The organism is Pseudomonas sp. 05T35 (assembly GCF_056396605.1).
The window spans coordinates 1-12,873 of sequence record NZ_JBFTLU010000119.1 but is presented as its reverse complement, the minus strand read 5'-3'; the positions used below and the strand labels follow the sequence as shown (position 1 = coordinate 12,873).

The window sequence follows — 12,873 nt, the reverse complement described above, 5'->3', positions numbered from 1 at the left end:
CGATAGCGTTCTACCGGACACATTGATTCTGGATGTACCGCCGCCATCGCGAGCAGGCTCGCTCCCACATAAGAGCACCCCTGCGGTGCTATCAAGAATTAGCGTCATCCGAGGTTTTTGAAATGAATGTTTTGATCATTGGCAGCGGCGGCCGTGAACACGCCCTGGCCTGGAAAGTCGCTCAGGATCCGCGCGTACAGAAAGTCTTCGTTGCCCCGGGCAACGCCGGCACGGCCATTGAAGCCAAGTGCGAGAACGTCGCTATCGACGTGCTGGCCCTTGAGCAGTTGGCTGACTTTGCCGAGAAAAACGTCTCCCTGACCATCGTCGGTCCGGAAGTCCCGCTGGTCGCGGGCGTCGTCGATCTGTTCCGCCAACGCGGCCTGGACTGCTTCGGCCCAACCGCTGGCGCCGCCCAGCTGGAAGGTTCCAAGGCATTCACCAAGGACTTCCTGGCTCGCCACAAGATCCCGACGGCCGACTACCAGAACTTCACCGAGATCGAGCCAGCCCTGGCTTATCTGCGTGAAAAAGGTGCGCCGATCGTGATCAAGGCCGACGGCCTGGCTGCCGGTAAAGGCGTGATCGTCGCCATGACCCTGACCGAAGCCGAAGACGCCGTACGCGACATGCTCGCCGGCAACGCTTTTGGCGACGCCGGTTCGCGCGTGGTCATCGAAGAGTTCCTCGATGGCGAAGAAGCCAGCTTCATCGTCATGGTCGACGGCAAGAACGTGCTGCCGATGGCCACCAGCCAGGACCACAAACGTGTTGGCGACGCCGACACCGGCCCGAACACGGGCGGCATGGGTGCCTACTCCCCTGCCCCGGTGGTCACCAGCGAAGTTCACCAGCGCGTCATGGACCTGGTGATCTGGCCAACCGTGCGCGGCATGGCCGAAGAAGGCAACGTCTACACCGGCTTCCTCTATGCCGGGTTGATGATCGACAAAGCCGGCAACCCGAAAGTCATCGAATTCAACTGCCGTTTCGGCGACCCCGAGACCCAACCGGTGATGCTGCGCCTGCAGTCGAGCCTGGTATTGCTGGTCGAAGCGGCGCTGGCACAGGCACTGGACAAGGTCGAAGCGCAGTGGGATCCACGTCCAAGCGTCGGCATCGTACTGGCGGCTGGCGGCTACCCGGGTGATTACGCCAAGGGCGCCGTGATCGAAGGCCTGGATGCAGCCGCTGCGCTGGAAGGCAAAGTCTTCCACGCCGGTACCGCGCTCAAGGACGGCAAGGTTGTGACTGCCGGTGGTCGGGTACTTTGCGCCACTGCCATGGGCGCAAGCGTTGATGCCGCCCAGCAGCAGGCCTACAAACTGGCCGCAAAAATCAACTGGGAAGGCTGTTTCTACCGCAAGGACATTGGCTACCGCGCCATTGCCCGTGAGCGTGGCGAAAATCAGGAATAAGCTATCCATTCGGCTAGGCAGGGGCCTATGGCCCTTGCCGTACTATTCCGGCGCCGCGCATAGTTATAATCTGGCATCAACCTATGAAGGGATTTCGCCGTGCGCTGGCTCAGGATTGCCATAGGCTTCACCGTCACTCTGCTGACCCTGCTCTGCATGCTCCCGGCCCAGGCCGCGCAAGGCAGTGGCTGGGCGGTATTGCTCGACGAACAGGCAGACCTGCAACTGAGCGATATCCGCTCGGCTCGCTACACCAACCAATTCAGCCCGATTGAACTCGACCAGATCACCGCCGCCGAACCCAGTGGCGCGTTGTGGCTGCGTTTCAAGCTCAGTCCCGGCAAACACGAACAACTGCTGCGCATCTTCGCCCCCGATTTGTTGCACCTGAACCTCTACGTTCTGAATGGCGACACGCTGGTCGAACAATTGACCAGCGGCACCGAGCAACCGCAGAGCGAGCGACCACTCCCCAGCAGCGACTTCATGTTGCCGCTGCCTCAAAGCGACAAGCCCCTCGACGTTTATCTGCGGCTGGTTTCCGAGCATGAGTTGCGGCCTTATATCACCCTGCAATCGGCAGTGATGACGGCAGCCCACCAGAACCAGACGCTGATCTACGGCCTGTTTTTTGGCTGCATCGCGATGCTGATCCTGTATAACCTCACGCGCTACGGTTATTCGCGCTCGCGAAGCAGCCTCTGGCTGGCGGCGTGCGAGGGGCTGTTGTTGCTCAGTCTGGTGCTGTTGCTGAACCTGGCAGGCCCATGGCTACCCGACTGGCATGCCGTGCAAACACCCGGCGCCTACCTGGCGCTGCTGCTGACGGCCCCTTGCGGCCTGATGTTCGCCTATCGCTTCTTTGCCCCGCTGGGCCCGCATCCATTGAACAGGTTGCTGCTGGGGGACATCCTGTTCATTGTCCTGTGCAGCCTGCTGTTGCTGTTCGTCGACACCCTGCCGCTGAACATCATCACCTATGCGCTGGTGGCCCTGGCGGGCCTGAGCATGCTCTTTGTCAGCGCCTATCACTGGCAAAAGGGTTACCGACCGGCACGCCTGTTCGTGGCCGCAATGGTGGTGTTCAACGTCGGCACGCTGATCATCCTGCCGGCGCTGCTGGGGCTGACCCTGGTTGCGCCGCAAGGCCTGATCATGACCTTGATGGCCTTCATCTGCATCAGCGGCGTGCTGATGAGCATCGCCCTTAGCGAACGCCAGCGCAGCATCACCGAAGACCGCTTCAGCATCAGCCGCGACCTGGCGGCGAGCAACGCCGAGATCAATGCCAAAGCCGAATTCCTGGCAAAAATCAGCCACGAAATCCGCACCCCGATGAATGGCGTACTGGGCATGACCGAACTGCTGTTGGGCACCCCGCTGTCGGTCAAGCAACGTGACTATGTACAAACCATCCATAGCGCCGGCAATGAACTGCTGACGTTGATCAATGAAATTCTCGACATCTCCAAGCTCGAGTCCGGGCAAATCGAACTCGACGATGTGCAGTTCGACCTCAACGCTCTGATCGAAGACTGCCTGAGCATCTTCCGCGCCAAGGCCGAACAACAGAACGTCGAGCTGATCAGCTTCATCCAGCCACAAGTCCCTCGCGTGATCAGCGGCGACCCGACGCGCCTGCGCCAGACACTGCTGAGCCTGCTGGAAAACGCCCTGAAGAAAACCGACGAAGGCGAAATCCTGATCGTCGTTGCCCTCGACGAACGCAGCCACAAACCGCGCCTGCGCATTGCCGTGCAAGACAGCGGGCAACCCATGGATGCCGAAGAACGGGAAGCCCTGCTGCATGCCGAACTGCACAGCAAGAACTTCCTGTCCGCCACCCGCCTGGGCGGTAACCTGGGGCTGGTGATCGCCCGCCAATTGATTCTGCTGATGCACGGCGAATTCGGCATCAAGAGCGGCAGCAATCAGGGCAGCACACTGTGGCTGACCTTGCCGCTTGACCCCGAACGCCTGGAACACCCGACCTCCGATCTCGATGGCCCGCTGCAAGGTGCACGGGTGCTGGTGGTGGACGACAATGACACCTGCCGCAAAGTCCTGGTGCAGCAATGCAGCGCCTGGGGGCTGAACGTCAGCGCCGTACCTTCCGGCAAGGAAGCCCTCGCCCTGCTGCGCACCAAGGCGCACCTGCGTGACTACTTCGACGTGGTCCTGCTCGACCAGAACATGCCCGGCATGACCGGCATGCAACTGGCGGCGAAGATCAAGGAAGACCCGAGCCTGAATCACGACATTCTGCTGATCATGCTCACCGGCATCAGCAACGCGCCGAGCAAGGTCATTGCGCGCAATGCCGGAATCAAACGCATCCTCGCCAAACCCGTGGCCGGCTACACCCTCAAGACCACGCTGGCAGACGAACTGAGCCAACGCAGCAAAGGCCTGGCCGTCTCGCAGCAACTGCCGACCGGCGCGCCTGCGGTGGTCAAGGTGCCGAGCGATTTCCGCATTCTGGTGGCCGAAGACAACAGCATTTCAACCAAAGTGATTCGTGGCATGCTCGGCAAGCTCAACCTTCAGCCGGACACCGCCTGCAATGGTGAAGAAGCCTTGAAGGCGATGAAGGCCCAGCGCTACGACCTGGTGTTGATGGACTGCGAAATGCCGATCCTCGATGGTTTCTCCGCCACCCAGCAATTGCGTGCCTGGGAGGTCGGCAACCAGCGAACCCGCACACCGGTCGTAGCACTTACCGCACACATCCTCGCCGAACACAAAGAACGCGCACGCCAGGCCGGCATGGATGGCCATATGGCCAAGCCCGTCGAGCTTTCACAACTGCGCGAACTGATCGAGCATTGGGTCGCACAGCGCGATCAGCAGAATCAGGCAACGGCTCAAACGTCCTGAGCCGACAGACCCCGCTGCGCCTCGCAAGGAACAACGTCGACTGGCCTGGAATGTCGCCCTCGCGACCCTGGTTTCCAGCGTGCTGTTGTATTTGTTCGGGCGAGTGATTTTCAGCGTGTTCGGCATCACCGTAGACGCGTTCCGCATTGGCGCCGGCAGTGTGCTGTTCATTTCGGCATTGGGCATGGCGCAGGGCAAGTCAGCGGTCCAGACCGACAACGTGCAGCAAGACGTGACCATCGTCCCGCTGACCATTCCGCTCACCGTCGGCCCCGGCACCATCGGCGCCTTGCTGGTGATGGGCGTCAGCCAACCGCACTGGGACGACAAACTCACCGCCATCCTCAGTATTGCCATGGCCAGCCTGACCGTCGGCGTGGTGCTGTACCTGTCCAACCGCATCGAGCGGATTCTCGGTGACCAGGGTTTGCAGATTGTCAGCCGGTTGATGGGGTTGTTTGTGTGTGCACTGGCGGCGCAGATCATTTTTACCGGGGTCAAAGGGTATCTGGTGCCTTGACCCTGGAGAACCTCACCGGGTACCAATGCGCCCGGTGAAGTCCCTCCTCAGCGCTCCTTCAACTCGACACTCAGGGCCGACAGAAGGTCCTTGAGCAGCGCAATCCCTGTAACACCCCGTTTGTCGACCAATACGTTGAGCAGTCTGGAGATCGCGAACGATCGATAGCCGTTGATCGCCAGGAACACCTCGCCGCGCAGTGTGGCATCCGCCGAATGCACGTCTCTAAAAATCAAACTGTGCCCGGTGTCCGGATCGATGATTATCAGGTGCTCCTGGACAATGCTCAGCAACAGTTTTTCTGGCGTTTCCAGCGCCCAGATCAATTTGCCCGGAATCGGTGGTGCGCTCCCCAACGAGTGTCGGCAATCGACAATGACCGATTCCAGTCTCAGCCATGCGGCCGCAGACAACTGATAGGTCATCGCACCCTGCCCCATGCGCAGGATCAAGGTGCTGACATCGTCGGGAATCATCGAGACAAGATCCCCGAGTTTCATCTGGCCTTCGATTACCATGACTTCGGCCGTTCGCTGGACGAAATTGAGTGGGCCAATAGGTCCCTTGCGCGGATAGGCGCGTAAAAAACCATCATTGTCGTCATGCAACAACACGTTGGTTTGCTTTTGTGTACCCAGCAGGGTGAAGGATTCGGGGGCGGAGACCTTCGCGATCCGGATCAAACGTTCGCTTGCAACCACATACCACTGCAGGCTTTCCGGTTCGAAGACCTGAAGAAAGTCACTATGATCATGACTGCCCACCAAAGCCTTGAGGTTCTGAAGCAAGGCGCCTGCGTGCCCCAATACCCACTGGCTTTCGACACCGGTGATCCGTACAGGCGCCTGATCGTGCAACTCCATCACCACACCTTCAGTGGTCGTCGCCCACAGCCCGGCGCCCTGCACCGCCAGATCGGCGAATCGCCAAGGGGCCCAATCACGCACAGGAGCCGGCAGCGCATCGACCTGCAATAGCTGCGTCCCCTGCTCAAATGCCGCACTCAATCGATCGGGATCGATAAAGGCCTGGCGATAGAGCTCGCCACTTGAAACGTCAAACAGCCAGGCGCCCTGCCTGTCCGGTGTCTTGCTGAGCAAGCGCACTTCTTTCCCATGGCCCAGGTCCGACAGCAGCACACGGTCATCCACGTACCAGGCGCACAATCGGGCATCGCCTGTGAAATTGGTCAAACCCAGCAAGGCAAAACTGTCGACCCGGTGCTGCGCTGCCACCGCTGCCAATGCTGACCACCAATGCTGCCGGTCCTTGAACCAGAGATCCGTCAGACCACCGAGCTGCACATTCCCCTCGGTCGTTACATTGAAAAACAGCTTCCCGTCAGTCAATGCCAGGTAACGGCCTTGAACGGCAACGACATTAGTCACACCATCAATATCGAGCCATTTGGCAGACAACTGGGCACCGGCCGCGCCAATGGACCGCTGCAATCGACAAAGACGTTTTTGGCTGTTGTCATAAACGACGAAAACATCGCCCTCACTGCCCTGCGGTGCGATCAGCGTCAGTTCACTCATTTGCTTGATGGAGTCTGGCCAGCCTCGCCCATGATGCCTGCGTGGGACCGGGCGGATAATCAAGCGATCACTGCTGCGCACCCAGGCCATGTCCCGCCACTTCGAGTCGAGTTTCCAGCAAATCGAGACCAGAGCGGCCGGTAGCCAGTCCACGGTAGCAATCGAACCGTTGCTCGTGCCTTCAGCGCCCATGGAGTAATCGCCAAGTATGCTGTTCCAGTCAGCCAGCGTACTGCTGCTCACACCCAGAACCGCCTCCAGATCCGGTTCCAACCCTCGGGTAACCGAACTGAGGAATACCCCTCCATCATGAATCAGATAGGCCAGCTCATCGCTCGTCCCGTCACCGCGGGATAGCCTCTGTACAACGTGTATGACCCCATCCGACAACGCCTCACAGCGGTCGATGACGCTGCTTTGGGTGTTTTGAACAAGCAGACGATAACAATGGCGGATCCAGCCGGTATTCGCATCGACTTGCCAGATCACGTTGCATTGCGGGTGATAGAAATACGCATACCCATCGGCCACTGCCCCCAATTGGGCTTGATCGGCCAGCAACACGTAAGGATCGCGGATGTACAGGAACCGGTCTTCAACCGCATCGTAATAGGCTGTGGTGTACCTCGGCTCATTCGGCTTTTCGAACGGAATGACAAACCTGTGCACCGGCGTATGCGGTAGAACCAGGCGATGAGCTTGCGCCAGGCTCTTAAAGTGATCCCGCAACACCTGTTCGCTGATGCCCGGAGGTGCATCCTGTTCGATGAGCAATAATTGCGCTGTGCCGCGATCGACTCGATAGAGTTCATTGTTTGCAAGCTTGAGCAGAATGCTGTGCCCCCCCTTGCCAATGAAGGCCACCGTGGTGGTGCCGACCACCAGCGCCCCGGCGACCGTCATCCGGACATCGCTCGGGCTTGCCCAGGTCGCCAGTAACAACCAGTTCATGCTCTTGAAGCCTGGAGCCTCGAGCTCTACCTTCACCCCCGGGCTGAGTCCCAGCGAACAAGGCGAACCCTCCCCCTCGATCCTGTAGGTGATTATGTGGTGCCAGGCCTTCGGCAACGCGGGCACCACCAGCGAGCGCTCAACGGCGTCGAGCCGAACATTGATCTGCGTTGGCCGGTAGACGGGAAGCAGTCGATTGACGATGTATTCCGAGGGAAACGAGTAGAACGTAAATCGAAACCGCCAGTTGCCTTCACGATCCTTTTTCTCCAGGCGACGTGCCGTGTCGAAACCGGTGTCATGACGCGTCGTGGAAAAGGGCAACGCCTTGTACTCATAGCCATAAAAAGTATGCGGCGTGCAGGGCAACACGATTGTCTGACTGGCCGTCGGGACAAAGCTGGCAGTTCCTGACAGCCCCAGTTCCTGACGAATATTGGTTGCCCGGCTATCATCCGGATCAAAATCCGGCACCCCGAAATGATCACGGAGCGGGAACAGCATCGGGCTGTCGAACAGCAGACACGCAGCGCGCAAATCAACGGTCTTGAATACCATCACCGGCTCAGGCATCCAGACTCCATGATCTGTATCCAGGTGATAACCGCTTTCACGATGAGCCTGTTCAAGCTCATTAAAAAACCGACCGACTTGTTTTGCCTCTTCAGCAATAGTGGCAAACCCTTGGGCGAGCGCAGCAACACCAATCGCCAACCCACCCAGCAGGACGCCACCGCCACCCAATACCGCGGCGGCACTACCGGCACCGAGCAAGCCTGCGCCAATCCCGGCTCCCGTCACCAGCAAGCTGGCAGAGTCAAACGCCAACTGAGTGCCGAACCGGGCCTTCTCTACATCATCTTGCGCATTGACCAACTGGTAGACGTCAAAACCCACGTTAGCCAGCCCCAGCACTGCTCCCACCCCTTCGTTAGCCACATGGCCCAGGGCTTCACTCACCAACGGCGCACTGGTACGGGCAATGACCTTTTCTTCTGCCAAGGCCTGTCGTACCAATGCGATGAGCCCGACCACATCAACCACGTTGCCATGAACCAATTGCGCGTAATTGACATAGGCATGCAGACGCACAGCCATCGTCAGCGGTCGTGCTGCCCCCTCCTGTGCCAGTAGCGCGTTCATCAAGGCCTGAATGGTGAAGCCGGCATTCAGGGTGTGAACGCTACCAGCTGCTGTTGGATCGAGCTCATTGATCGGCTTTTGCGGCTTGGTGGCCAAGGTCGCGAATGTCTCGGACAGGTAGTTTTTGATACGCAGGAATCGCGGGTCATCGGTGGTCACACGAACCAGACGTTCAGGGTCTGCAAGGTTGATCAGACTTAACTGATAATCACCCGACGGGGTTATTTCCAGGGTTTCAAACAACGGCACCCACTCTGGTGCCAACTGATTCTTTTCTTGAAGCCGGGCAGTCGCCTGCCCGATCTGCTGGCCCCACCAATGGCCGTCCAGCGCAAGCAGACTGCTGCCCAACCTGGGGTTGTTCACCAGCGATTGCCCGCGGGCACTGGCAAGACGCTGCCTGCCAGGACGCAAAGGCTCTCCGGGCAAAGCACCAGGCTGCATTAGATTCGCGACCTGTCCCGAGGATGACAAGGACAGCTCAGAGACTCGCCCCCCATCCACCTCAATCAGATCGAAGGTCGGACGCTCCGCGTCGCCATAAGCGGCGTAATGCTCGGCCATTTTGTGGTGCAGGAAGAACCGCTTCAGCGCCAGCCCGAATACCTGTGGGTCTTCAAACTCGAACACGCCAAAATTCGGATCGTAGAAGTGATAGCCGCTGCGCTCACCCTCGATGGTTTTAGYCACCAACATCGCGTGATTATCCGAGTTGAGCATCAGCGTGCTGGTGATGGTTCTTTCTTTGAGGATGGCGACGACCTCATTCAGGTCAGAGCGCTTCAATGTGCTGCCAATGTCATTGATGTCCGCTCCCCGCAACTCCTCCAGCGCTTGCAGGAATACCCTTGAATCGCGCTCCTGGGGCTCAAGAACACCGAGATAAAAACGCTCACGGAGTGTGTCCACCGCAGCCGTATCTTGCGCAATCGAGGCAGCCATCACCAACACCAGTGGATAACAGCGCCCCGCGACCCTGTCGCCCGGCCCCTGGAGCAGCAAATCCTGCGGCGCAAGCCTGGGAGTGGCATGACCGAAACTGTCCACGACAATGTCCATTTGCTCGAAGATCCGGTCACGGTACTCAAGCTTCGCAAGGTGCTCGATCCTGGCCGCCGCCTGCCCCCATTGACGCAAGGTCAATGGCTTCGCCAGTGCGTCTTTCTTGAGTGCCAGGGCATTTTCGGTAAGCGCTGGCGGCGATTCGAAAGAGCTGGCCAGACCCGCGACGAACGTCGGTGCCTGATGTTTGTAAAGCTCGCGCTCGATCGCTGCGTAGCGACTCGACACACCCAGTTCGGAAGCACTATTGACCAGGTTTTCAAGGTTGCTGGAGAGCGCGTCGAAACCTGGTTTATCCAATGTTGTTGCGCCCAGTAGCGCTCCGAGCAATAGACGTTGCAGCGGGCTCAATTGCGCTACGTGAAACGTCCCGTCGGCGATCCGGCCCAATACTTGATCAAGCGACAGGTTTCGAGTCGACGGTCCGGAGAACGACTCGGGGGGCAAGGATTCAGCGGGCTGAGCGATGATTGACTGACGATCATCAAAGCTCAGTGGCAGAGTCTTCTCGAAGTTCACAGGCCCAGTGAGGGACTGACCCATTGCGGCCAGGAATGGCTCACCGAGGTCATCGGCCAGACGTTGTAAAATATCGGTCGACACTACATGGCGTCCCTCGATCACCGGCCAGCCTTCGTCGAAATCGATGGTCTGGCCTTTGAGCAGTTGCGCCATATCGCCGCTGTAACGAGCCTTCAATTTGCCGTCACGCCACCTCGCCTGCTCCGACTTGAGCCAGTCATCGATGTCTGAAGCATTCTCTTGCCAAGAGTGATCATTCTCCTCTTCGGTCTGAGCGTTGAACCCTTGCGTAAGCGTCGCCAACTCACGCCAGGCTTCAGCGCCCCTGGGCGTGAAATGCGCCCTCTCATAGGCGGTCATGCCATCACGCATCGCAGCAGGCCCGGTCATATAGATCGAAGCCCCTGCGCCCGGGCGAATACCATCACTGAAGTAGTCGGCTATTGCACTGGCAAGTGATACTGCGCGAAAGGCATCTTCAACCGGTAACTCGTCGAACCGCCCAATCTTCTGTTCCACCACTTCGTTGGCAATTTCACTGATGTTCAAGTGGTCATGCAGTGCGATTCCTTTTTTCGAGGCCTCAAGTACAACCGCATCGAAAACGTCATAGTTGAATCTGAAACGCTGCATGATTGACGTGAGCATCGCCGAGCCCGGATGCGCCAGCAGGAAGGCATTAGCCAGGGTGCCTTGTACGCGAGCAGCGCGCAGGCCGTCAGGGTGAACACCACGATCAGTGGGCACCATGAACACATCCGTCAGCGAAGGCTTGCTTCTGGCGAAACCGTCCAACGCCTCCCGGTGCTCTTCGGGGATACGTTCAAAGTAGCTCTGATACTTCGAACGTTGCGCCTGGCGGCCCGGCATCCACTGAGGGTTATGATCGAGGATCAACTGCAAAGCGCCGTGACGCGCATCCGCGCCAAGCGTGTCTGTTTCTATTCCGCCCAGCTTTTTTTCCAGCGGTGGCAAAAAATCGACATCGGCGTACACGCCACCTTCACTGCTCAATGCTTGAAAGCGAACGATATCGGATGCCGCCGCAAGATTTCCACGGAACGCAATCTCACGCTCATAAATGTCCATCAACGGCAGTGCGGAAGTCGCATTGTTGATATCACGCAACACCAGTTGACCGTCAGCGAGGCCGGTAATGCTGCGAAGGTTCTTGTCCCTCAATACTTCAAGGGCAACTTTGTCCTGACCATACCCACGCACCAGAAGATCTATTCGTGCATCGTCTGCGCTCAGCCCGTTTTGTTTTGCCTGATTGATATGCGCGAACATCTGGCTCTTTAATGCCAATGCCCGCGCCTCATACAGGTCCGCGAGTTGATCGCCGGTGATCAACCCGTCACCACCCGAAATCATACCGTCAGCTTTCGCCGCTTCGACGATCAGCCGATTAGTCTCGTGAGCCAGAAGAGCATCGCTGTCGTACCAGATCTTCAGCGTATGACCCTGATTGGCCATCACCTGTTTCCAGATGTTGATGTAATCATGCTGAATGTCGCCGAGGCCGCCACCCAGCCAGACGAAATGAAGGTTTTTGGGCACGTCGTTGGCGACACCCCGCAACTGATCGATACCAAAGGACAGACGAGTCTCAAAACCATCAAGTCTCTTGCAGATCTCGGTCAGACCAAGAGCCTGATCTGGCGGTGGATTTGTGACAGGCCCCAACTTTGCATCGCGTCGCGGGCGACTCGTTATCTCTGCGAAAGCCCGGACAGATTGCCTGAGTAAATTCAGAGGCTCGCGCAATCCTGGCGAATCCAGTAAACCAATACAGCCAACGTAATATCGGAACACTGCGTCATACTCATCCGTCCCCTTGAAGGCTTTTAACGCCTGCTCAAGATCAACACGTTTAAAAAGATCAACGAATTCAACATAAGTATCCGCGCGCGAGACTTCAGACTCACTCATAAACAATACTTCCATTTATTGCATTTCAAGATGAACACTGAACACCGGCCCGATGAAAGACACGAGAGCCCCTCAATATCGATCCAGTCTCGGTGCCCCGGGCTTATAGATTTTCAGCCGGTTGATGGGGTTGTTTGTGTATGCGCTGGCGGCGCAGATCATTTTTACCGGGGGCAAAGACTATTGGGCGCCGTAGCTCCCAGCGAAGTTGTCGCAACAAAAAACAAGGCCTTATCGTTAAAACACAAGGCCTTGTCATTTTTTGATCAACCCCAGTGACTCAGTACTTCAGTTTCTGCACGAAAAGCTTGCCTGAGTAAGCGTCAATCTTCTCGTGAACCCGTGCACGATAGTTTTCAAATACCTCCCGATTGAAAGCAAAAACACCGCCATCCGGGATAATGAGCACTTCTTTGTCGAATTCACTCCAGTAAAAGAAGTCATCTTCAAACACCGTGGTGCTATAGCGCAAACCGTAAAGACAGACAACGACGTCACCGGAATCAAGGCGCTCGCAGGGTGCACACTTAAGAATGCCCGAACCACCCTGTGCGATGTTGCCGCGAAAGAAATTCCAGGCAAACTCATCCAGCTTCAAGGCCCTGTAGGTGTCCTCAATTAACCGACCTAAACGCTCTGACCCCAAGTGGCCGATTATCGTATGGCTGATGCTCAACAGTTGATTGACATTCGACACCCTCAACGGCTCAGAGGGGACGATTGCCCTCAGTGTGAAACCCGCCTTTAACAATCTACCCTGATAATAATCAAACCAGGTTTTCTTCGACACTTGCCCCGGGTATTTATCATTTGCCGCGAGTTCCGCATACAGCAAACAGTCCTGTATGTCCTGTTGATCCTGCGGGCATACTTCGGACACAAAGGACACTAAGCAGCCACCCACTACGAC

At 57.7% G+C, this 12,873-nt stretch carries 4 protein-coding genes and 2 pseudogenes; 4 read left to right on the top strand and 2 right to left on the bottom strand.

The window, feature by feature from the left end; translation table 11 throughout:
- Positions 1-122: 122 nt before the first annotated feature.
- The 3 genes and pseudogenes from purD to AC1DH9_RS11890 form a co-directional block, all read left to right on the top strand.
- Positions 123-1,418: a phosphoribosylamine--glycine ligase gene (gene purD / locus AC1DH9_RS11900; RefSeq protein WP_145017204.1), complete on the top strand. Its 1,296-nt coding sequence runs from the start codon at positions 123-125 to the stop codon at positions 1,416-1,418.
- Between the two features lie 99 nt (positions 1,419-1,517).
- The gene (locus AC1DH9_RS11895) at positions 1,518-4,295 is read left to right on the top strand and encodes a hybrid sensor histidine kinase/response regulator (protein WP_427538127.1); all 2,778 of its coding nucleotides are present in this window, start codon (positions 1,518-1,520) and stop codon (positions 4,293-4,295) included.
- Positions 4,296-4,320: 25 nt separating this feature from the next.
- Positions 4,321-4,815 (top strand): annotated as a pseudogene (locus AC1DH9_RS11890) (MarC family protein); the annotation flags it as partial.
- Between the two features lie 47 nt (positions 4,816-4,862).
- Here AC1DH9_RS11890 and AC1DH9_RS11885 read toward each other — a convergent pair.
- Positions 4,863-11,591, bottom strand: coding sequence for a TcdA/TcdB pore-forming domain-containing protein (locus AC1DH9_RS11885; protein ID WP_477808216.1), 6,729 nt, complete (start codon positions 11,589-11,591; stop codon positions 4,863-4,865).
- Positions 11,592-12,072: 481 nt separating this feature from the next.
- On the opposite strand from AC1DH9_RS11885, the pseudogene AC1DH9_RS11880 reads away from it, so the two are divergent.
- A pseudogene (locus AC1DH9_RS11880) lies at positions 12,073-12,159 on the top strand (MarC family protein); the annotation flags it as partial.
- Between the two features lie 84 nt (positions 12,160-12,243).
- Here AC1DH9_RS11880 and AC1DH9_RS11875 read toward each other — a convergent pair.
- Positions 12,244-12,873: hypothetical protein (locus tag AC1DH9_RS11875; protein ID WP_477808215.1), on the bottom strand; the 630-nt coding region annotated here is incomplete at its 5' end.